At 67.3% G+C, this 21650-nt stretch carries 20 protein-coding genes and 2 pseudogenes; 16 read left to right on the top strand and 6 right to left on the bottom strand.

Annotated elements, in window-relative coordinates; translation table 11 throughout:
* Positions 1-43: 43 nt before the first annotated feature.
* The 9 genes from ABZ464_RS40485 to ABZ464_RS40445 all read left to right on the top strand — a co-directional run bounded on the left by ABZ464_RS40485 (position 44) and on the right by ABZ464_RS40445 (position 4868).
* Positions 44-322 carry a hypothetical protein gene (locus tag ABZ464_RS40485; RefSeq protein WP_359286575.1) on the top strand — a complete coding sequence of 93 codons (279 nt, stop codon included), beginning with the start codon at positions 44-46 and terminating at the stop codon, positions 320-322.
* Positions 279-833 carry a DUF6879 family protein gene (locus tag ABZ464_RS40480; RefSeq protein ID WP_359286572.1) on the top strand — a complete coding sequence of 185 codons (555 nt, stop codon included), beginning with the start codon at positions 279-281 and terminating at the stop codon, positions 831-833. The genes ABZ464_RS40485 and ABZ464_RS40480 overlap by 44 nt, the downstream gene beginning before the upstream one ends.
* Before the next feature lie 8 nt (positions 834-841).
* Positions 842-1690, top strand: a complete 849-nt coding sequence (locus ABZ464_RS40475) for a helix-turn-helix transcriptional regulator (RefSeq protein ID WP_359286569.1) — start codon at positions 842-844, stop codon at positions 1688-1690.
* A 95-nt stretch (positions 1691-1785) separates the two neighbouring features.
* Complete coding sequence (locus ABZ464_RS40470) at positions 1786-1974, top strand: hypothetical protein (protein ID WP_359286566.1); 189 nt, start codon at positions 1786-1788, stop codon at positions 1972-1974.
* Positions 1971-2357, top strand: a complete 387-nt coding sequence (locus tag ABZ464_RS40465; protein WP_359286563.1) for a restriction endonuclease — start codon at positions 1971-1973, stop codon at positions 2355-2357. The genes ABZ464_RS40470 and ABZ464_RS40465 overlap by 4 nt, the downstream gene beginning before the upstream one ends.
* Positions 2358-2449: 92 nt before the next feature.
* Positions 2450-3250, top strand: coding sequence for a DUF6042 family protein (locus ABZ464_RS40460; protein ID WP_359286560.1), 801 nt, complete (start codon positions 2450-2452; stop codon positions 3248-3250).
* Positions 3247-3810: an AAA family ATPase gene (locus tag ABZ464_RS40455; RefSeq protein ID WP_359286557.1), complete on the top strand. Its 564-nt coding sequence runs from the start codon at positions 3247-3249 to the stop codon at positions 3808-3810. The genes ABZ464_RS40460 and ABZ464_RS40455 overlap by 4 nt, the downstream gene beginning before the upstream one ends.
* Before the next feature lie 343 nt (positions 3811-4153).
* Positions 4154-4501, top strand: coding sequence for a hypothetical protein (locus ABZ464_RS40450; RefSeq protein ID WP_359286554.1), 348 nt, complete (start codon positions 4154-4156; stop codon positions 4499-4501).
* Between the two features lie 55 nt (positions 4502-4556).
* The gene (locus ABZ464_RS40445; RefSeq protein WP_359286551.1) at positions 4557-4868 is read left to right on the top strand and encodes a hypothetical protein; all 312 of its coding nucleotides are present in this window, start codon (positions 4557-4559) and stop codon (positions 4866-4868) included.
* 153 nt (positions 4869-5021) lie between these two features.
* On the opposite strand, the gene ABZ464_RS40440 is transcribed toward ABZ464_RS40445, so the two are convergent.
* From ABZ464_RS40440 to ABZ464_RS40425, 4 genes are all read right to left on the bottom strand, one after another.
* A complete protein-coding gene (locus ABZ464_RS40440) occupies positions 5022-5990 on the bottom strand; it encodes a DUF4238 domain-containing protein (RefSeq protein WP_359286549.1) in 969 nt (322 codons plus the stop codon).
* Between the two features lie 357 nt (positions 5991-6347).
* Positions 6348-6758, bottom strand: coding sequence for a hypothetical protein (locus ABZ464_RS40435; RefSeq protein ID WP_359286547.1), 411 nt, complete (start codon positions 6756-6758; stop codon positions 6348-6350).
* Positions 6759-7012: 254 nt separating this feature from the next.
* A complete protein-coding gene (locus ABZ464_RS40430; RefSeq protein WP_359286545.1) occupies positions 7013-7963 on the bottom strand; it encodes a recombinase family protein in 951 nt (316 codons plus the stop codon).
* A gap of 408 nt (positions 7964-8371) precedes the next feature.
* Positions 8372-10918, bottom strand: coding sequence for a hypothetical protein (locus ABZ464_RS40425; protein ID WP_359286542.1), 2547 nt, complete (start codon positions 10916-10918; stop codon positions 8372-8374).
* 1038 nt (positions 10919-11956) lie between these two features.
* On the opposite strand from ABZ464_RS40425, the gene ABZ464_RS40420 reads away from it, so the two are divergent.
* Positions 11957-12775, top strand: coding sequence for a hypothetical protein (locus ABZ464_RS40420; RefSeq protein ID WP_359286539.1), 819 nt, complete (start codon positions 11957-11959; stop codon positions 12773-12775).
* 167 nt (positions 12776-12942) lie between these two features.
* Here the strand turns inward: ABZ464_RS40420 and ABZ464_RS40415 are convergent, their stop codons facing one another.
* Complete coding sequence (locus ABZ464_RS40415; protein WP_359286536.1) at positions 12943-13308, bottom strand: hypothetical protein; 366 nt, start codon at positions 13306-13308, stop codon at positions 12943-12945.
* Between the two features lie 477 nt (positions 13309-13785).
* On the opposite strand from ABZ464_RS40415, the pseudogene ABZ464_RS40410 reads away from it, so the two are divergent.
* From ABZ464_RS40410 to ABZ464_RS40400, 3 genes and pseudogenes are all read left to right on the top strand, one after another.
* Positions 13786-15147 (top strand): annotated as a pseudogene (locus tag ABZ464_RS40410) (NF041680 family putative transposase); the annotation flags it as partial.
* 28 nt (positions 15148-15175) lie between these two features.
* Positions 15176-15361 (top strand): annotated as a pseudogene (locus ABZ464_RS40405) (sirohydrochlorin chelatase); the annotation flags it as partial.
* A gap of 112 nt (positions 15362-15473) precedes the next feature.
* Positions 15474-15911: a hypothetical protein gene (locus tag ABZ464_RS40400; RefSeq protein WP_358996229.1), complete on the top strand. Its 438-nt coding sequence runs from the start codon at positions 15474-15476 to the stop codon at positions 15909-15911.
* Between the two features lie 56 nt (positions 15912-15967).
* On the opposite strand, the gene ABZ464_RS40395 is transcribed toward ABZ464_RS40400, so the two are convergent.
* A complete protein-coding gene (locus tag ABZ464_RS40395) occupies positions 15968-16504 on the bottom strand; it encodes a DUF6262 family protein (protein WP_359286645.1) in 537 nt (178 codons plus the stop codon).
* Positions 16505-16943: 439 nt separating this feature from the next.
* On the opposite strand from ABZ464_RS40395, the gene ABZ464_RS40390 reads away from it, so the two are divergent.
* From ABZ464_RS40390 to ABZ464_RS40380, 3 genes are all read left to right on the top strand, one after another.
* Positions 16944-17783 carry an IS5 family transposase gene (locus ABZ464_RS40390; protein ID WP_359286534.1) on the top strand — a complete coding sequence of 280 codons (840 nt, stop codon included), beginning with the start codon at positions 16944-16946 and terminating at the stop codon, positions 17781-17783.
* Between the two features lie 28 nt (positions 17784-17811).
* Positions 17812-18258, top strand: coding sequence for a DUF3892 domain-containing protein (locus ABZ464_RS40385; RefSeq protein ID WP_359286531.1), 447 nt, complete (start codon positions 17812-17814; stop codon positions 18256-18258).
* Between the two features lie 895 nt (positions 18259-19153).
* Positions 19154-21553: a spherulation-specific family 4 protein gene (locus tag ABZ464_RS40380; protein ID WP_359286529.1), complete on the top strand. Its 2400-nt coding sequence runs from the start codon at positions 19154-19156 to the stop codon at positions 21551-21553.
* Positions 21554-21650 lie beyond the last annotated feature (97 nt).

The raw sequence follows: 21650 nt of genomic DNA, 5'->3' as shown, positions 1-21650 counted from the left end.
CGGTGCGCAACTATCCGCAACCAGCTCGACAGGGGAGGCCGTCATGACGTTACGGTTCGTCGGGATTGACCCCAACACCGGCGGCGAGGGATCACCGACGGTGTGGGTGGAAGAGGAGAGCGCGGACCTGGTCCTTCAGGGCGAGGAAGCCGACGAACTCCTGAAGGCCCTGGTCGGCTCCACCGAGTGGGTGGCCGGCCACAAGACGGGGATCCCCGCGCACGAGCGGGTGATCCGGATTCCGGCCCGCATGGTGCCGATTCTGAGGGAGGCCTGCAATGCCGCTGAACGCGCAAGCGCTCAACACCGCGACGTTCGCTGAGCTGCTCGCCGACACCCACCAGATGGCGGTCCACCTGGAGATGCGCGACGTCTACGCCGTCGGTGACGAGACGGACGACTACACGGCCTTCCTGCGTACCGGCGTCCCGAACCTCGATCCGGCCCGCTCGTTCTGGCCCCAGTGGATGCCGCTCGTCAAGGACGCGGTCGCCCGCGGCGTGGTCATGCGCCGCGCCCGGATCGTCTCCGAGCCGGTCACCGACTACATCCGCTACGAGCACGCCATCACCCAGCTCAACCTCCAGGCCGGAGAGGACGTGCGCTGGCTGCCCCGCCGCCGCGCCTCCGACATCCCGCTGCCCGGCAACGACTTCTGGCTCCTGGACGGCCGCCTCGTGCAGTTCCACCACTTCACCGGCACCGGCGACTGGGCGCCGGACGGCAGGGAACGCACCACCGCCCCGGCCGCCGTCGCGCTGTGCACCACCGCGTTCGAGACGGTCTGGGAGCGCGGCATCCCGCACGAGAAGTACACCGTCCAGGCCCCCTGAGAAGCCCCATGAGCACCTCCCCATCGTCCAGCGCACGAGCAGCCCGTGAAGCGCTCGCCGTGCGCTTGCAGCACCTGCGCAAGGACGCCGGCCTCACCGGGAAGGACCTCTCCGCCCGGTGCGGCTGGCACCCCGCGAAGACCACCCGCATCCAGAAGGGCGACGCCCCGCCCTCCGACTCCGACATCCGGGCCTGGTGCGCGGCGTGCGGCGCGGACGACCAGGCCGACGACCTCATCGCCACCGCCCGCGCCGTCGACTCGATGTACCTGGAATGGCGCCGCCTGCACAAGGACGGGATGCGTAAGGTCCAAGAGGGCTGGTACGCCCTGCACGAGCAGACCCGCCTCTGCCGGGTCTACGTCTCCAACGTGCCGCCCGGCTTCTTCCAGACGCCCGGCTTCGCCACCGCCCTCATGGGTCAGATCACCGCCTTCCAGGGCACCCCCGACGACGTCACCGAAGCGGTCGCCGCCCGGGTCGCCCGCTCCCGCTTCCTCTACGAAGGCGGCCACCGCTACGTCGTCCTCATGGAAGAGTCCGTCCTGCGCTACCGCACCGCCGACCCCGACACGATGCGCGGGCAGCTGCGCCACCTCCTGGCCGTGATGCCGCTCGCCTCCGTCTCGCTCGGGATCATCCCGTTCACCGCGCAGCGCACCGTGTGGCCGCTGGAGGCGTTCTACCTCCACGACGACGACGTGGCCGTGGTGGAAACCCTGACGGCGGAGATCAAGGTGACGCAGCCGCGTGAACTCGCCGACTACGCCAAGGCGTTCACCAAACTCGCGGAGATGGCCGTCTACGGCGACGCCGCCCGCGCGCTCATCCGGGCCGCGATCGACTCCCTGGAGTGAACTTCCGCAATTACCCGCAATGTCGTTGAGGACGGAGCGGGCGCCTCCGTAGCGTCGAACGACACCGACGCACCCAGCACACGGAGGCGGTGCCCATGAGCGCACCCACACCCGCCGGACCCGCACCGCACGGCCCCGACCTCCAGCCGCCCGCCATCGGCCGGCCCTCCCCGGCGCTGCTGGCCCGCGCCGACCGCGGCTACGCCCGCTTCCTCGCCGTCCAGGCCCCGGACGCCGCCACCGGCGACCACGGCCAGGACGACGACGCGGCGGGCGCCCGATGAGAGGCAGGCACGCCGTGCTCTACGACCCGCGCGGCCTGATCGAGGCCGAACTCCCCCTGGACCGCGCCCCGCACGAGGCACTCGTCACCGCCGTCCTCGCGTGGAAGAGCCCGGACCTCGCGCCCCGCGACTACGAGCAGATCGCCCTCCAGCTCACCGGACACGCACGCGCGGTCGCCGCCGACGTCCGGTGCCACGCCGCGGCCCTGCCCAAGGACGACGGCCGCGGCGCCCTCGCCGAAGTCGTCCTCCGCGAAGCCGACGGACGCCTGTCCGCCCCGCTGGAAGGCACCGCCCGCTGCGTCCAGAACCGCGTCCGCCTCGTACGGGCGCTCTACACGCGGCTGGATCGCCTCACCGAACCCGTCCCGGCCGCTCCGTAGCCCGCGGTGGTGTCCTGCTCGGCCGCCAACGCTTCGCGCACCACAGTGCGTACGCTGCGAGCGTTTGACCGTTCTGCGAGGAAGAGCTGCGGATGACTGAGAACCCGTCTGTGCCCGGGCCGCGCCGGGACCTGGCGATGCACAACGACTGGTGGGCTTCGGGCTGGGATCATGTTCTGCCCCGACAGGGCTTCCCGCTGACCATGCTGATCGGGACCGCGAGTCAGCCCGGTGTCACCGGCTCCCTGGACGGCCTCCTTCAGGAGCTCTTCGACGGCCACTGGGACATGATCGGCGGCAACCTCGACGGCGCGCTCACCTTCTCCTGGCCCGATGAGGAGTGGGACTACGAGGAGGCGCCGGAGGGGCGCGAAGCGAACGAGGCGAACCGCTGGGAGACGTTCGGCGCCATGCTCACGGCCGCCGGCTACCCGGTGCCCACCACCGTGCGGGACCTGTCCGAGCTCTACCTGACGTGGGGCCTGGCCCGCCGCGAAGAGACGCCGGACGGCACCCGATGGTCCATGCCCGCCGCGCTGCCACTGCCGGGCGACCTGCTGCCCCTGGACCCCGAACTCACCGAGCGCCTCGACGGGATCCGCTGGACGATGCGCACCGGCCCGCTCCTCGACACCCTCATCGACCACCTGGTCAACGATCTGGGTGAACCGGCAGAGACCCTCACCTCCCTGGACCGGCTGGCGGCAGCCACGGGCCAGGACGTCGACGACGTCCGGCTCGCTCTCGCGGAACTCGTGAAATCCGGCGACGCCCGCGTCCAGCGCGGCGAGGAGCCGGCAGACGCGGAGCGCCTGGAGGCCCACCGCCGCTTCCGCCTGGTCATGGACTGGGAGCACTTCCACGAGAACCGCATCCAGGTGAGCCGCGGGTGACTGAGGCCGCGCACGGCACCGTGGGGACCAGCGACACGCGCCTGATCGTGCTCCGCGGCAACAGCGCCTCGGGCAAGTCGTCCGTCGCGGCCGGCCTGCGCGAGAAGTTCGGCCGCAACCTCGCGATCGTCGCCCAGGACAACCTGCGCCGCATCGTGCTGCGCGAACGCGACCGGCCCGGCGGCGCCAACATCGGCCTGATCGACCTCACGGCCCGCTACGCCCTGAACCACGGCTTCCATGTCGTCGTCGAAGGCATCCTGTACGCCGACCGCTACGGCACGATGCTCCAGGACCTGGTGCGCGCCCACCAGGGCGTCACACGGTGCTACTACCTCCACGTGCCCTTCGAGGAGACAGTGCTCCGGCACGCGACGAAACCGGATGCCGAGTACCTCGCGCACGTCAATGAGGGCCACCTACGCGACTGGCACCGAGAGAAGGACCTGCTCCCCAACGGCCTGGAGACCGTTGTCGACGTGGCCAGCACCCTGGACGACACGGTCCAACAGATCCTCTCCGAGAGCGGCCTGGACGGCATTCTCCCGATCGACCGCTGAGGGGAGCCACCGCAGGTACGGTCATCATCACGGCACCGACGACGGCACACACCACCGGACCCAGGGGGCAATGGGCGTGGAGAACGGATCGCAGAGCATCCCGTGGGGCGGCGAGTGGCGACGCCACCTCCGCTCCGATGCCGAGAGGGATCTCGTGCGCTCGTGGAAGCGCCGTGTCGAATGCCCGACCTGCAAGGCAGCCGCAGGGCGGGCCTGCCGCACTGCGGGCGGCCGCCCGACCAACGAACACCGTGCACGCCGTGACGCCGTCGGCCCCATCCCGTACGCGAAGTGGCGAAAGGAGGGCCTCATCCCGGAGCAGCGGACGTACACGATTCCGGCCGTGCTCAAGGAGTCGGAGAAGGCCCGCGCCGACTTCAACGTGGACACCGCCCTGGCCGACGGTGTGGCGGTCGTCCGCATGTTCCTCGCCGACCGGCTCGGGTTGTTCCTCCAGGGCGAGGAGGCCATGGACCGCATCGACGACGCCGTGCGCAAACTGATCGAGGTCCGCGGCCCGGTGGGGACGGCCGACGTGGTCACCGTCCTCGCCAGCCAAGTGGCCTCGCTGCTGGCTGCGAACGCCGGACCCGACGGCGATCCGGAGGGCCTGTTCGACACGATGATCCGCGCGCAGATCGACATGGTCCGCAGGATGAATGCGATCGAGAAGGAACGAGCCGACGGATGACCGGCCGGACCAACGCGCACGCTGGTGGTGTCCCGTTCGAGTGAAGGGCTGAGCTGTGCCCGACCGACCTGAAATCGTCTGCATCTGCGGCTCTACCCGGTTCGTGGACGAGATGCGTGCGGTGAATCGTGATCTGACCTTCGCCGGGGTCATTGTTGTTGCGCCAGGCGAAGCAGACGAGTTGATCACCGACAAGCAGAAAACGGCGCTGGACGCCCTCCACCTGCGCAAGATCGACCTGGCAGACCGGGTTCTGGTCGTCAACCCTGGTGGGTACATCGGCGAGTCCACGAGAAGGGAAATCGACTATGCCCGCGCCACCGGCAAGCCGATTTCGTTCACCGATCCCGCCCCTGCTGCAACGTAGTTCGCCGGGGGGAGCGGCTTAAGATCCCAGGGACTACACGCACACCAGTGCGATGCCGCGGCTCAGAACCCCCGGGCATCGCACCTCGGTGCGTGTAGGGACTGTGCACGATGCCGCTGGCCCCGGACAGCGAGGGCCCCCCGGCCGCCCGGCCTACGACTTCTTGCTTCCCGTGGCCGACGTCGACGCGCGGTAAGGGCTTACGGGGTCCGGTCGCCACCGTTTGGCCGTCTCCCTCGCGAACGCCTCCAGTCTCGTGCTCCGGGGATGCATGTAGACGTAGTGGTCGGCGGCGAGGATCTGCACGGTGTTGATTTTGTCCATGAGGGCGCGTGGGATGGCGCCGACGGCGTTCTTCCTTCCCAGGGCCAGCAGATGGCGGGGAGTGATGGGCAGGACGATGGAGTGCGCGTCGCCGAAGGCCATGTTGCACAGCCAAGGTGAGGTGTCCGTGCGCACGGACAGCGCCGGATTGTCCCCGATCAGGAACTGCCCGCTCTCCGGCCTCAGCACCTCCAGGTGCCAGTTCGAGGACTCGGCACGCACCTTGTGGAACATGCTCTCGATGCTGGTGCGAAACAGTGCGCCCGATCCGAAGTCCTGGGTGACCTCAGACTGCTCGACGAGCCGTTCGGCGTAGGCGTTGAGGGCATCTGCGCCTGTCAGGTGCAGCCCGGTCTGTCGCAACGCCTCACGGCGCAGTGGCTCCGGGAACCGTTCGACGAGCTCACCGGGGATCTTCGCGCGCACGGTCGTGAACGCGTTGGCGTACACATCACGGTAGCGATGTGACCGCACGTAGTGCAGCACGATCAGGTCGCGCAGGGTCTCCACGTGCAGGGGGTCAGCGAACGGCGTGCCAGCGTGCACAGCCTTGAAGGCAGCAGGAGCCCGCACCTCCACGGAGTTCCACAGATCTTCGGCAGAAGCGGAGTCGAAGGCGATGAAGTTGTCGGCCCACCCACACGCCCTGGCGCTCTTCAGCTTGTTCGAGCGATCCGGGAAGTGCACGTCGACGGGGCGCACCTGGGGTCCTCGGTCATCCGGCTCGTCCATGGCGAACTGCTTGAGCAGGACCTTGGAGACGACGTGCTGTTGCCGGGTTATGCGAGCTGCTTTCACGCGCCCGATCCTGCCAAGTACCCGGCGCGCGGCGCCGAGAATTATCGCTCTTCGAGAAGCTGACATGGATCCTCCCCGGAAGACTGGTGTGGCGTAGCTGACGCGTCTGCTTATTGATCTTGGTTGTGGCCTGGTGTTGCTCAGTTGTGCTGAGCGGTGTGTTCGTTTCGTGGGGGAGGTCTACGCGAAGCCGGGGTGTCCGGCGTCGGTGGATACGTGTGCTGAGCTGGTTGTTTGGTGTTGCGCAGTGTGCTGGGTGGGGCAGCGGTTTTTGCGCAGGGAGGTTGGCGCGTCTATAGGTACGGGGCCTGGTCGGCCGGTGTGCTGAGGACAGGGCTGCAGGGGTACGTGGGTGGTTCAGCGGGTGTGCAGGCGTTTCCAGAGCAGGTCGTGGTCGGCTGGTGCGAGGCGGGGCAGTTGGAGGCGGCTGGCGAGTTGGGGGGGCAGGCGGTCGAGGGCTGTGGCGAGGGTGAGGGTTTCGGGGTAGGTGATCAGGTTCCGGCAGGTCAGTGTGGGGGTGGCTGGGCCTGGGGGGATGTGGGGGTTGGCGGTGGTGAGCCGGCCCAGGCGTGTGTGCCAGCGTTCGTGCAGGTGTTGGTGGTGGTCGTACCAGCGTGTCGTGATCGTCGATGCCCAGCTCAGGGAGACCGGTGTCGCCGGGCGCCGCGCGCGAAGGTGGGCTTGGGTGAGTTCGGGGACAGCTCGGATGTCGAGGGGCGCGGGATGCCGGGGGTCGCTTGAGGCCTGTTGGTGGCGGGTGCAGATCATGATTCTGGGCAGGTCGGGTGCCGGGTGGATCCATGCGGGGACGGTTTGGTGGGGGCTGCGGCGGATGGTGCAGGCGGTGCATGCGGGCAGCGGCTGTATCGCGGGCGGGGCGGGCTGCCAGCGGGCGGTGGCGGCGTGGGCTGTGCCGATGGCGGCGGGTGGGGGCCGGCGGGGCAGGGCGCGGGCGAGGTGTGCCGGGTGTGAGTAGCTGAGGTACAGGAAATCCCGGTGAGATTGATCTTGCTGGGCTTCCCCTACCGGTCGCCGTTCCGGGCCTGCGCGAGCAGCTGGGCCACCAGGTCGTCGGAGCCGCCTTCGGTCTGGCGGGCCAGGTCGTCCAGCACGGTGTCGCCGTCGAGGACCTGCGCGGTGAGCCGTTCCATCGGCCCCGGGTCGGTGCCGATGCCGGGCCCGGGGATGCGGGCGCGGACCGGGCGGCGGGGGCTGATGACCTGTGCAGCGTCGGACCCGGTGGCTTCTTCGGCTTCGGCGAGCGCCCGGTACAGCGAGGCGACAGAGGGGCGCTTGCCCGCGTTCTTGCCGGTCTTGATGGTGAGCTTGCCCGCGATCTCGGGGACGGGGACGCCGCGGTCCTTCAGGGCGCGGGCGAACAGCAGCGAGTCGTCGTCGATGACCTTCGGGCGTCCGCCGTGGTTGCCCTTGGCGGCGGCGGTCTGCTGGCCTTCGAGGGTCTTCTCACGGATGTAGTTGCGGTCGAGCTGGGCGGCGACGGCGAGGACGGCGAAGAACATCGCGCCCATGCCATTGGGGTCGTAGATGCCGGTGAGCGGGCCGGTGAGGAGTTCGAGCTGGACGCCGGCGTCCTGGAGATGGCCGGAGAGGGTCATGAGCTCGGCGGCGTTGCGGGCGAGGCGCTTGAGTTCGTGGACGGTGAGGATGACCTCCTGGTCGGGGGCGGCCTCCTTGATGTCGTACGCCAGCTTGAGGGCCTTCTCCAGCTCGGGCCGGGTCTTGATCCGGGTGGAGATCTTCTCGGAGAAGATTCGCTTGCAGACCGGTTCGAGCGCGGCGAGCTGGGAGGCGAGTTCCTGCTGGGCGGTCGAGCAGCGGGCGTACCCGATCCAGATCGGCTTGGCCGCGGCGGCGGCCGGCAGGGCCGAGGCGGGTGGGCCCGCTTTCCACGGGCGCCCGGGGCCGCGGTCCTCCGGTACGAGTACCTCCAGCTCCTCGCGGAGCGCGGTCACGAGGATGAAGCGTGCGGTGTGGTACTTCGTCGCGCACTTCCCGCTGCGGGTGCGGCACGGGCTCCCGGCCGGGGCTTCACACTTCGGACAGTCGTTTCGTTCTACCGTGTTTGCGGCTTGATCGGGCGTCAGGTCCACTCGGACAGTGTGTCAGAACAGTCTCGCACAACGCGCCGGTTTTGAGAGGGGTTCTGCGAACGGCGACCTGCGGGTTCGTGTGCGGCTCCGGGGTGTTCGCAGAACTCTCGCAACTGGTCATTTTTGAGAGACTGACCGGATGTGGCTGCGCGCTACAACCGGCCCGCACGAGTGCCGCCAGACGTGCCGTTTCACCTGCCCGGGGCAGCGTCACCGGCCAGCCACAGACGCGCTCCCGACACCGCCGCTGGAGAATTCAATGATCGAGCTTCACCTGATTTCCCACTCTCCGGTCAAGATGTTGAAACGGACGCGCGTGTTGCTTCGGTGCGTCGACTGCGCGTAGGTGGCCATTCCGTCGATGTTCGCGCCGTGACCGGCAATGGTGACGGTGAAATCGCCCCTGCCTTTGATCTCGTGTGTCTCGCCATCGAACGGCGACTCCGGCAGGGTGATCAGGCACTGTCCCGCCGTGACGGTGACGAACCGTTGATCGGTCCTGAGGATTGCGCTCGTGCCCGTCGTGACGCTGGGACCGTTCGCTGCGTAGAGCGTTTCGAACACCGGTGGGACGAACGTAATCTCTGTCTCGCCTACGGTACCGTCCGCCGGCGTGTAGGTTACAGTTTTTTGAACTTTATTGGCATCGGTAATCTTTTTGGTCGCACCGCCGTCGAGGAGAGCGACTGAGATGTACTGCCCGACGGCCAAGTAGGACAGGTTCCACGGCGAGCTGACGACGAATGTTCCCGCTTCGCTAACGTGCCCCTTCGGCTTCGTCGCCGGGGCATTAGCGGCGTGCAAGGTTCCTGCCGCGACGCAACGCTGCGCCCAGATGCCATCACCCGCGGTTGGATTACTCTTCCAGATCGTGTCCCCAACCTCGTAGCTCTGAGGATAGCTACTCGGACTCGGTGCCGCCTGCTCAGGGCTGGGACCCGCTTGAAATACCATCTGATTGGGTGGCTGCTCGACCGGGGGCGGCTTTCCTAGGTAGATGCCGTTCGGGAAGTACGGCGCACTTCGACGCAGGTTCAGGTCTATCGTCGGGAGTCGCAACACTTCGAGTTTGGTAGCCCAACTCTCGAGATTGATCCACGGGTTTGAAAACCCTTTGAACCGCCACCGCAGTGAGTCTTTATGGACATCATTTTTGGGATTCGGCGCCTTTGTATATACAGCCATCTCGCCGAAGATCATATCGAGCTGGTTAAGCTTATAGTCCTCACCTATTTGCGTTACAAGATGAGCCTCGCCTCGCCTGTTCTCGTACATGAGCGGCCTCCCCCGCATGACGCCGCTGAGGATATCGAAATGCGGCCCAGAGTTGATGCTTCCGCCGAAGACACTGTTCAAACTCGTCAGACTTGCGCGTGTTTCACCCTCTGAATAGCATCCATGAAGGCTTGAATTGCTATCATTTTCGAAATGAAAGTTGTATGTTGTATTCCCTTCGCCGTGGCATGCGACGAAAACGTTCTTCGGGCTCATGTCGTGGAAGCCGACGTAGTTGTCTATCGCGTAACACCCCTGGATGAGGCACACCGTGGCACCAGCCCCGGCGAGGAGGAGTCCTTCGCTCTTGCCAAGCCAGAACAGGCAACTCGTCAAGACGCTTCCGCCCGGGTTCTTGGCCGACTGCGGCGACGGGCTGACGCCGTCCAGGAACACGTTGGCGCCTCCGAATTTGCCGACGATCACGTTATACATGTAGATCGGTGCCGTGGCGTGGACACCGTACCCACTTGAAGTCCCGGAATCCTCGCAGGAGATTGTGAGATCGCGGAAGGTTGTGAACCATGCAGTCGACGTGTAGCCCTCGGGCTCGGGGTTACCGCCCTTGATTCGGAAGGCTATCTTGTTCCTCGGGAAGCCGAGCCACGTACCAGGAGATACTCGGTCCCCGGGGCCACCGAGGTGTATGTTTGGGTCGCTCATCCCGGTGCCCTCGATGACGACGCCACGGGTAAGCATGATGGTGTCCGAGAAGTAGAGCCAGCCGCGGAGGATGATCTTTGCACTTTTGTTTGCCTCAGCGTGGATGGCTGCGAGGACGGTGTTCATTACGGCGAGGTTGTCAGTTCCGGGGGTGCTGGTTCCGTTCCAATCGGGCACGCCGCCGAAATCTTGAAAATGGTAGTGCCCCGGAGTGTCGAAGCGGCGAAGCCATCGGCCGTTGACGACGGCCGATGGGATCGTTACCCCGCCATTCCCGACGAGGCCGCCGCTCATGTAGGTGCCGGCCCCATCCGATTCCAAAGCCGGAATCGTAAAGGTGGGGGTGTCGGACCCGATGACTCCAATCGGCCCCCATGTCCTGTTGATCCCAGGCATACCCCGAACCCCAGCGATCATCGCCTGCACACCGCTCGTAAAGCCGTGCGGTGCCGACGTCGTCACCGTAACGCTCGTCGCTTTCGGCTTCCCGCCCCACGTGCCATTGCCGGTGGAACCATTGAGCGCAAAGTTATCGTCATCCCTCTCGGTGATGAGCCATGGGCCGTTCACAGCGATGCCGGTTACGCCTGAAATGCGGACGCTCTGACCTGTGGTGAAACCGTGCCCCACGGCGGTGATGACAATCGGACTGCCGCCGGTGACGCCGGTGATCTCCTTTGTGGCCAACGTGGCGTTCGTGAGCGTCGCGGACGGGAGCGGCGTCCCTTCGAAGAAGAAGCTGCCTCCTCCTCCGTCGCGAGCCGAGTAGTAGCCGGCCACATCGGCCTCGTCGTTGATGCTGAACGCCCCGAGCATCGACTGCAGGTCTGCGACGGTCTCTGCAGTCCCCACAATGCGCGGATTCAATGTCTGGTTCATAATCGAACTCCGTGTCAGCAAAGATCGCCGCTTCTCGGTATCGAGCGCGTCCCGCGGTCCATGTAATTTCCGCTGGCGCCCCGATGCCCGCCAGGCTGCGCTCACGGCCTGATCACGCTCTCGTCATTGACTACTGCAGCGCCGACGTGCTGTTCGGGTGAGGCGCGTCGCGTGGGCGTGCAAGTGGGCGTTGACTCGGCCGCTAGCAGGTCGAATCCGGCCGTATTCCTCGCAAAAGGTGTCGCGTCCGCCAGGCGGGCTGGCGGGGAAGCCCGCACGACACTCCCAGGCCCCCGCAGGGCGTCGTCCTCTTCCCATCATCACGCCCCTGGCGAGACCGCGCACAGTGACACACGTGAGTCCCCCGGAAAGCCCAGTCAGTCCAGATCCGCATCGTCCTCGTCCGGCTCCGGCGTGTTCGGGTCGCGCAGCGGGCGCAGTCCCTGGCCAGTGTGAGTTCCCGGCTTTGTGCTGTGTCTGAGGGGGCGTTGAGCTGGGGCGTCGGGGCAGATCTGGATTCTCATGAGGTGTTGGTGTGCTGATCTGACCAGCTTGAACTGCGGAGTGTTGACCTCTGGTTAGAGGTGCATGAGTCTGTGACCTGCTGATACGTGGTAGATCTGGAATGTCGCGGATACCTCGGGAACTCCTGTGAATGTGGCGGCGTTTGCGCAGGTCAGGGAGCTGATGGAGTGCAGGGGTGGTTTGCTGCTTCGTGGGCGGCCGTCCTGAGAGGCGGCAGGCGTCTCGCATTGTCGGGGCGTTTTCGATCATGGCTCGCGACCGGGCCGTGAGGCCCCGCCCGGTCAGTGGTGCGGTCCCGAAGAGCGCTGAGCACGGCCCCGGTGGTGGCAGAGCTCATCCTCGTGCCGCCGCACGATCCGGTAGACCTCACAGGACCAACCGGCCCCCCGTCCGTGACTCATGGACGGGGCCCTTCGCATGCGCGGCGGGGCTCATGGCCAGTTGGAAAAGGGGCGGTGGCGGGACGTCCAGCCCGGCAGAATCGGGTGATCGACACGTCCCTTTGGGGGAGCTATGCAGGAACTTCGCTTCGACGACGACATCCGGTTCACCGCAACGGTCAGCAGCGATCAGACGTGGCTGAAGCGTGCGCTGGGAGCCCACGAGCTGAGCGTCCAACTAGCCGTCGGAGTGTCGCCCTTCACCGAGGCCGGGAAGATCCTCGCCCTGGAGACGGACCTGTTCGGCTTCGACACGACAGTGCAGCGCCAACGGCTCGCCCGGACCACGGCGAACCTGGCGTACACCCCGAAGATCACCGTCCACCGCGTGAACCTGTCCTTCCCGCTGACATCACTGCAGGTCCATGCGATCGAGGAAGGCCGCACCGGCGACGTACGGTTCGAGATCGACCTCAACGCGACGCTGCCGCAGGCACCCGGCTACCCGGGGAGCGCCCAGGACACGGCGCACATCACCATCGCCAAGAGCCGGTGGGAACAGCAGCTTGCGCAGCTGGGGCCGTCCGCGGCGTTCGAGATGGCCGTGCCGTATCCGCTCGGCGACCCGGAGAGGGACGACGTCGGCCGGACCCTGCGGGAAGCGCAGCGTCTGCTGACCATGGGTGAGATCCCCGCGTCCATCCTGCAGATCAGGCGGGCACTTGAGTGGGTCCGGGAGAACGCGGGTTGGGACAACCCCGGCAGGAAGGTCCCCAGCCAGTGCAGCCAGACCGAGCGGTGGTGGCGGATCCAGGACGCCCTGTACGGCCAGACATGCGGCGCTCTGCACAATGACGCGGTCACCAGGGACTTCGCATACGACCGGGCCGAGGCCGAGACGCTCTTGGCGATGACCGCCGCACTACTGCGGAACGTACGTACCGCTGTGTGATGGGAAGGCGTCATTCCCGGCGGTGGAGCCCGTTGTCGTGATGCCGGCACGTCACGCTCGCAGTCTGGTGCGACGTGCCGCACGGCGGCGCCACGCTTCTGGGCCCGAACGGCGTCAGCCGCCGCATCCACGCTCGTATCGGTGGTCGTCTGGGGGTGCTGGATCATTCACCCGGCGCCGGATGCCCAGCTCTCAAGCTCGGGGAAGGCGGTCTCCCACGCGTCGCGGACGTGCCTGCTGATCATGGTCCTCATCGTGGGCCATAGCGCGAGCAGGAGATCGCGGTTCAGGAAGCAGGTGATGTCCTCGCGCTGCCCTTCGGTGAGCACGGAGCGGTAGAGGCTCATACGCTGGCGGGGCCGGTCGAGGTCGTAGGTGCGCAGTCCTGACCAGGCGATGTGGAGCGGCAGATCGACGAAGCCGTGCTCTGGTCCGGCGAGGGCCTCCAACGTGTCGGGAAGGCGTCCCGCATACCGCTCGTACAGCACCGCGGCGACGGGCGGCCTGGCACCAGGGCGTGGCTGCTGAACCATGGTCCCAGTATTCCGTGTGGGCCAGCAGAGAAGTGAGCCAGGACCGTCGGGAGCTGCTGCTGGGGCCGCATGACGTGTCATCGCCCTGTTCCTGACTGCAGCATGCGCAGCAGGAGAGCGGGGACGGAGACGTCTGCGGCGGTGACGAAGTCGTGCACGGCATCGGGCAGCTGAAGGCCTTGCTGCCGGTGGAGCCGCTGGCTCAGGTTGTCCGCAACGTCCGGCGACAGGGTGGAGGCCGCGCTGCGAAGAGAGGCGAGCTGCGCGGCCTGGGCATCGGAGGTATCCGCACTGGCGATGGCGGCGTCGGCCTGAGCTTGGGGTTTAACCTCGGCCGTTCACCTGACCCGCTGATCTTGGTTCGTTCCCGGGACAGCAGGGCGGCCGTTCTTCACGCTTCGAGGTGTCGAGCAACGTCGCGTGAAGGAACGGCCGCTGGTGAAAAGTCTCGCCGCTGAACAGTCCGCTGACGCCGCGTTGGGCGTCCTGTCCCACTTTCGTGTCGAGTTCTACGACTGCCTCTACTCCCGTGCGGATGCGCTCTTCGAGCTCACCGACGCGGTGCTGTGCTCGGACGGCCCGGTGACGTCGCTGGTCGAGTTGACGCTCACGGCCGAGCACCGGCGCGGGCACGGGGCGATGTACGACGCGGTCAACCACGGCTGGCTGGAACCGCGCCGCCTGCGCAGGCTGCTGGCCTCCACGCCACTGCCCCGTGCCGCCGACGGGCGGATCGTGCTCGCGGTGGACGTGAGCAACTGGCTGCGTCCCGACGCGCCCACCAGCCCGGAGCTGCTGTTCTGCCACGTCTACGGGCGGGGTCGCAGCGCGGATCAGTTCATCCCCGGCTGGCCCTACTCCTTCGTCGCCGCGCTGGAGACGGGACGCACGTCCTGGACGGCTGTGCTGGACGCGATCCGGCTCGGGCCGGCCGACGACGCCACTGCGGTGACCGCCGCCCAGCTGCGCGAGGTGGTCACCCGGCTGGTCCACGCCGGGCAGTGGCGGCCGGGCGACGCGGACATCCTCGTCGTCATGGACACCGGCTACGACGTCACCCGCCTCGCCCACGTCCTGGCCGACCTGCCCGTCGAGCTGGTCGGCCGGCTCCGCTCGGACCGCGTCATGCTCCGGGACGCCGGCCCACGCCGCTCCACCCCACGCGGCGGGCAGCCCCGCAAGCACGGCGGCGTCCTCACCTTCTCCAAGCCGGAGTCCTGGCACACCCCCGACCAGGCCACGACGTGCGACACCACCCGCTACGGCACGGCCGAAGCCCTCGCCTGGGACCGGATGCACCCCCGACTGCAGGCCCGTGGCCCCTGGCTCGACCACTGCGGTGAACTCCCGCTGATCCACGGCACGTTGATCCGGCTCAAGGTTGAGCACCTGCCCGGTGACCGCGACCCGAAGCCGGTGTGGCTGTGGTCCTCGCGCACCGGGATGACCGGCGCAGATGTCGATCTGCGCTGGCAGGCGTTCCTCCGCAGATTCGATCTTGAACACACATTCCGGCTGTTCAAGCAGACCCTGGGCTGGACCGTCCCCAAGGTCCGCGATCCGCACACCGCCGACCTGTGGACGTGGCTGATCATCGCCGCCCACACCCAACTCCGCCTTGCCCGGCCCCTCGCCGAGGATCTTCGCCGCCCCTGGGAACGGCCGGCGCAGCCTCGTCGGCTCACCCCTGCCCGGGTCCGCCGGGGGTTCCGCCACCTCCGCGCGAAGACCGCCCGTCCCGCCGACGTGCCCAGACCCTCCAAGCCCGGACCCGGACGCCCATCCGGCTCAAAGAACCGCAGGTCAGCCCCACGTCACGAGCCCGGGAAGACCGTGAGGGGATCGTTGAGCGGCTGGTGCCGGAGGGCGCGTGGTGATGGCCCCGTACGTCATCGTCCCCGGGCGTCTCCTGGACCGCATCGCCGCGGGCGCCGAAGCGGCCGGGGCGGATCTGGTGTCCGGCGTCCTCGGTGCGGCGCCCGAGCTGGCCCGCCTGCTCCTGCGCCGCTACGACGCGACGTCGCGCGGCGTAACGCTCCTGGCCGCGGCCTGATTCTCGTTCGAGTGAATCAAGGACTCGGCCCAGTTGATCATGGGTAGTCCAGCCGCGAGGTTCCGTGCATCACGCAACGGAATCGATCGTCCTGGCCGCCCCTGGAGGGCAGATGTCCATGTCACGCCGTACGCGCAAGCTCCTCACCACGTCCGCCGCCGCCCTGATCCTTTCCGTCGCGGGGGCGCTCACCGCCCCCGCGAACGCCGCCCCCGCCAGCTCGCCGAGTGCGGTGCGGGAGGCCCGGGCGGCGGCGTTCAATGCCAGTGGGGTCTGGACCATCTTCCAGACCAACGCCACCGTGCGGGTGGATCTGAGGCAGGACGCCGCCGGGAACCTCTTCGGATCCACATCGTCCGGAAACACCGTGGGGACCCTGCAGGAGGGCGCCGTCACCGGGAACGACATCTACTTCGTCGTCCAGTGGAACCATGGCCCCAGGGGCCGCTACACCGGCACGCGCGGCGCGGACGGCCGGCTCTCCGGCCTCACCGTCGACCTGAACAACCCGTCCAGCCAGTCCACCTGGCGCAGCGACCGCACGTTCTGACGCATGCGCCTAGGCCCTGGCCGCCGCCTCGTCGGCCAGGGCCCCCGACGATGCTGTCAGCGGTTGGCGTCTCGCATGATCTGTGTCATGGCCATCCGAACGGTGGCCACTTCCTCCATGGCCGCTTCGAGGCTCTGCTCCAGCTCGTCCCGCACGGCGATCACTGTGGCGAGCTGGTCCTCGAGCCGCCGGTTGGCAGCCAGGAGTTCGTTCACCCGCGTGATCAGATCGCCTGTGCCGGCCTGGTCGAACTGCTGTCCGAGGCTTCGCCGCACGACTCCTTTGAGGTGGTCGCGCTCCTCTCGGAGCGTGCGGATCTCACCGCGGGCGAGTTCAAGGTCGACGGCCAGGCCGGCTGCGCTCGCCCGTGGTCCGCCGGTCTCGCCCCGGGCAGCCTTACGGGTCTGGCCCTTGCGGGCATTCTCGATGTACTCCTTGATCTCTGGCTGATAGACGAGCCAGTTCGAGACGCCAGCTGCGCGGGCAACACCGAGCATCGTGATCGGGTCGCCCTCGGCCCTCATGTTGTCGACCGTAGACAGGACCTTCGCTCTTTTCTCGCGGCTGTCTTTCTGACGTGACTCGCGAAGCACGTCACCGCTGGTCCGGGCCTTGGTCACTCGCGCTGGGCACCGGGACGGAGCCCCGTCACGTCGAAGGTGCCCGGGCCAAGCTGAAAAGCCTGGTCAACCGCGGCATCCTCAGCGAACCCGAGCCCGGCCTCTTCACCCTGCTGAGATCCACTCGACCCGCCCCATAGTCCGCCTCAACCTAGAGCGCGGCGAAAAGCTCGCAGAACGTCCTCTGAGTGGGCGTTCAGGTATGCCTCATGCCGGTATGCGAGTTCTGTCGCTGTGTCAGTTTGAGGCCTTTCAGTGGATCGATGCGCTTCATCACCTCCAGACTTCCAGACCTGCCCGCCCGTTTCGCGCGGCTTCAATCCTCGAAGTACGTCTGACGTAGAGATGGCCCAGAACCGCCCAATGGTCAGCGGAACCTGATCTTCCGTCCCGCCCATGATCCCTCTGGGAGGTGAGCCAGCGGAAGCCGTACCCCAGCGACCTTTCCGACGCCCGATGGGCCCTGATCGAGCCGACGTTGACGGCCTGGAGAAAAGCCCGGCTCGACCGCAGACCCACCGGGCAGCCGGCCAAGGTCGACCTGCGCGACGTATTCAACGCACTCCTCTACATCAACCGCACGGGAATCCCCTGGAAATACCTCCCACACGACTTCCCGAACTACGGCACCGTCTACGCCTACTATGCCGCCTGGCGCGACGAGGGAATCCTCGCCCAGCTCAACTACGACCTGACCGTGCTCGCCCGCGTGAAGGAGGGACGCAAGCCCGAACCCACAGGGTCCGTCATCGACACCCAGAGCGTGAAAACCTCCACCAACGTGCCCCTGACCAGCCAGGGAACGGACGCCGCCAAGAAGATCGTCGGGCGGAAGCGAGGCATCCTCACCGACACGATCGGACTGATCCTCGCCGTGACCGTCACTGCCGCGAGCCTCTCCGAGAACGCCGTAGGAATACGTCTCCTCGACCAAGCCAAGAAGACCTATCCAACCATCGCCAAGAGCTGGGTCGACACCGGCTTCAAGAACGCCGTCATCGAGCACGGCGCACGTCTCGGAATCGACGTCGAAGTCGTCAACAGAAACCCAGGAGTTCGCGGCTTCCACGTCGTCAAAAGGCGCTGGGTAGTCGAGCGAAGTCTGGGTTGGCTTATGTTGCACCGGCGCCTTTCTCGCGATTACGAGACCCTTCCCGCCAGCTCCGAGGCCATGATCCACGTCGCCTCGATCGACAACCTCGCCAAGCGCATAACAGACGAGACGACACCAACCTGGCGAGGGGCCTACTAGAACATAAAGGGCAATTCGCCTAGATCAAATGCCCTCTCAGGACCCCATCGAGGTAGCCATCCCGGGCGGCGTCGACTTCACCGTCGCCGGATTCAGCCTCAACCAGCCCGGCGCGGAGGAGGACGCGGCGGTCGACGACCTCCCGGTCACCCGCCGACAAGACTTGGTGATCACGTTGACTGCGGCCCGGCTGCCTGCAGTCCTGGAGATCTCCTGCACCACCAAGGACTCCGCCGACCCCGGCGCCCGCCTGGACGCTGTCGGAGGGCTGCTGCCCAACGGCCGGCCGTGGGCGATGAGCATTGACGAGGCCATCGCCGCGGCCAGGACGGGGACCGTCTTCACATCGGTGGCGCCTGGCGGCTCACGGGCAGCCGTCCGGATTGTCCAGCAGGATGGGCGCCCCGCCTATCTGCAGACCGTCCCGGACACCAACCCCGCCAACAACCTCTTCGCACTGCCGAACTGTCCCTGACGGGTCCCTTCCGACACCGCCTCAGCCCTGGCGGGACGCGGCATGCGCTCCCTACCAGGTAACGACTTCACCGTCCGGCTGTGGGGCACTGGCCTGGACAAGGTCACCGCCCGCATCTGCGACAGTGCATACCCGCGGATCACCAGAGCCGAATGGGCACGTCACTTCCCGGCGGCGGACTTCGACCCACCTTGCCCCGCCACTTGATCTCCGTCCCGACGCCTGCCCTCAAGGGCAGGTGTCGGGGCCATCGGTGTCCTCGGGGGCAGTGCTGGTGGCCCGGGGACTCCACCGTGCAGGACGACATGGTGGAGTCCGGGGGCGCAGTCCCCCGGGATCAACGCAGCCGTCCCCGCGGTGATCCGCGGGTCCGGCCATGGCCGCGCGGTGTACTGTCCCTGCCTGCCCGGATCCCAAGTAGGCGGTGGGCAGGCCTTGCTGACGACAAGTCGGGATGCTTCGCCGAGTCCGCCTGCAGGGATTCGGTGTGCATGTCGCGGAGTTGCGCGGGGAGGCAGCAGCCAAGTCGGCGCGGGCGGGCGCGATGTGCCCGGCCGGTCCTCCCCCCCCACTTTCGTTGAAGTTGCAAACTTCCGGGCCCGGCCTCATTCTTGAGCCGCACTGGTGAGTGGGGCCCGCGTTCCGCGGTGAGCGCCGGTGCACCCCCGTCCGGGACCGCCGGGAGCGGCGCTTCGAGCCGCCCTCCCCGTGTCACGCCCAAGCGAAGGGGCGGGCGGGGACTCTCGATCTGCGCTCCCCGTCCTGGCCGCGGCACCTGTGCTGCCGACAAAGGAAAGGCTCCATGTCACACACTCAACGGCCGTTGGGCCTGCGCCAAAGACGGCGGAGAAACGGTATACGCGCGGTTCTGCTCGTCCTTTCGGTCGCTCTGACGGTGTTCGGCCTGCAGGCCCCCGCCGCCACGGCGGCGACCAGCAGCTGCGGGATCGACGTCGACTCGGCGACCGGTTTCACGTCCACTCAGGTCGACGGCTTCGCCGTGACCAGCCGCGTGGGCTGCGCGTCCGACGCCCCCTCGGACATCGCCGCGCTCACCACCAGCGGCAAGGACGTCGTGATGACGGCCGACTACACCGGCGGGGACGCGTCGGCGGAGATCAAGGCGGAGGTCGATGCCTTCCACACGGCCCAGGCCGGCGGGCAGACCCTGAGCCAGTACTTTGACGCCCGGGCGAGCAAGTACTCACTGCACCTGTACGACGGCGCCACCAGCGCCGACGGTGTCACCTTCGACGGGAACGTGTACGCCGTCGGCAACAGCCTGGTGGTCGTGGTGCCTGCCGCGCAGGTCTCGGCCACGGCGAACTTCTGGCAGAAGGTCGTCGCCGGCGTCGTCGGCTGGGCGGTCGGCGTGATCGTCACCGCGGGGTGCCTGGCGTTCTTCAACGTCGGGTCCGTGGTGGCCGCCCCCTTGTGCGGAGCGGCCGGAGGTTTCCTCGGCAGCATGGCCAGTGAACTGATGCAGAACGTGGTCTTCGACAAAAGGCCGATCACCGACCGCTCCGTCTTGGCCGAAACGTTCGCTGTCGCTCTTCTCGGCGCCGCCATCGGCGGATCCAGCGGTGCGGTACTCAACTGGGCCGAGGGCAACAGCCGGGCCATCACCAGTAGTATCCAGACCTACCTCAAGGACCTGATAACGAAGTTCAAGGCCTGGGCGAACCCGCTCAACCTGGTGCGAAGCACCCTCGACGGTTTCGACATCGAACTCGTCAACGCCATCCGCAGCCGGGTCACCGTCGCCAACCAGCAGATCGCGGTCGCCTCGTACATCTACCCGACCGACAGCGCCTGGACCCGGCTGATCAACTCGCCCTCCAGCAAGACCAGCGTCGTAGTGGCGAACGTGCTCAACGGCCCCGGGTCCGCGAAGGACAGCTCCTGGGGCGATGTGATCGACAGGGCAGCGGCGTCCGGCAAGAAGGTGCTCGGCTACGTCGACACCGGCTACTTCGGTCTGGCCGACAATCGCGCCACCCGGCTCGGTTCGACAGCCCCCGCGGACTGGACGCAGCAGATCGAGGAGGACGTCAACGCCTGGTACAGCCTGTACGGCAGCTCCATGGGCGGCATCTTCTTCGACGACGGCTACAACGAGTGCGGTGCCGGCAACGTCGTCCCGTCCTGGTACACGGAGATCAACGACTACGTCAAGCGCACCCACCCCGGCGCGCTGACCGTCCTCAACCCCGGCACGGTGGTGCCGCAGTGCTACGAGGGCACGGCCGACGTGCTGCTGACCTACGAGGGTGACTACACCGGCTACGTCGGAACCAACTCCAACCCGGCCCTGAACTACAAGGACCTGGGCTGGAATCCGAAGAGCCCTTCGGAGATCTGGCACATCATCTACGGCGTAAGCGCCGACCACATCGCGGAGGTGGCCGCGGTCGCCAAGGCGCGCGGCGCCGGGTACGTCGAGATCACCGACGACGTCATGGCCAACCCGTACGACACGCTTCCGGCCGACAGCTACTGGAACGCCGAGCAGAACGCGGTCGACGGAGGCACCCCCACCGTCGCGGGCCCCACCCCCTACGCCGGCGCGACCGGTACGCCCGCCGCACCGTCCGGTCTGACTGTGAAGTCGTACGACTACACCTCGGCGACGCTCGGCTGGACGGGCGTCGCAGGCGCCGCCCGCTACGAGATCAGTGTCAACGGCGTGATCACGACCGTCCCCGGCTCGATGACGACCGCGACGGTCGGCGGACTGACGCCGGGCGGCAGCAGCTACCAGATCAAGGTGCTCGCCCAGAGCTCCGGCGGAACGGAGTCGGCGCCCAGCAACACCGTCACGGTGACGACCCTGTCGCTGCCCGGTGGAAAGACTGTCAGCAACGTCAAGGTCTCCGCGACGGCGACGACCGCGACGATCTCCGCGGACTTCCTGGTCCCGTACTCGTTCCGCCGTCTCTACTTCTGGACCCCGGTCGCCGACTTCACCGGCTGCGGTGCCTTCGCCTGGACCATCAACTACCAAACGGCGTCGTACGTCTGCGGCTACTACATGGTGGAGGGGACCACCCTGTACAAGTACACCGGCACAGCGGACTCGCAGTGGTCGTGGAGTCCGATGGGCACCGTGTCGATCAGCAGGAGCGGCTACACCTACACCTGGAACGTGCCCTACGGCACTTCCGGAGGGGTGTCCGCCGACCACGTGGTGCTCCAGGCCGAGGGGTACAACCCGCTCGTCAACTACTTCACCCCGTGCAACCTGATCGTGTTCCCCGCTGGTGGCCCGGACGGCAACGGACGCTACTGCGCGTGACCCTGTTCTGACCAGGCGCCCCGACCGGCGGGGCGGCGCTCGCCGCCCCGCCGGTCCCGCTCACGGACGTCTCACTCGTGTGCGATGGCCGCGAGCA

It is taken from the genome of Streptomyces sp. NPDC005820 (genome assembly GCF_040630255.1).
Classification (GTDB): Bacteria; Actinomycetota; Actinomycetes; order Streptomycetales; family Streptomycetaceae; genus Streptomyces.
Note: the sequence above shows the minus strand (reverse complement) of the source record. Positions and strands in the feature narration are given on the sequence as shown.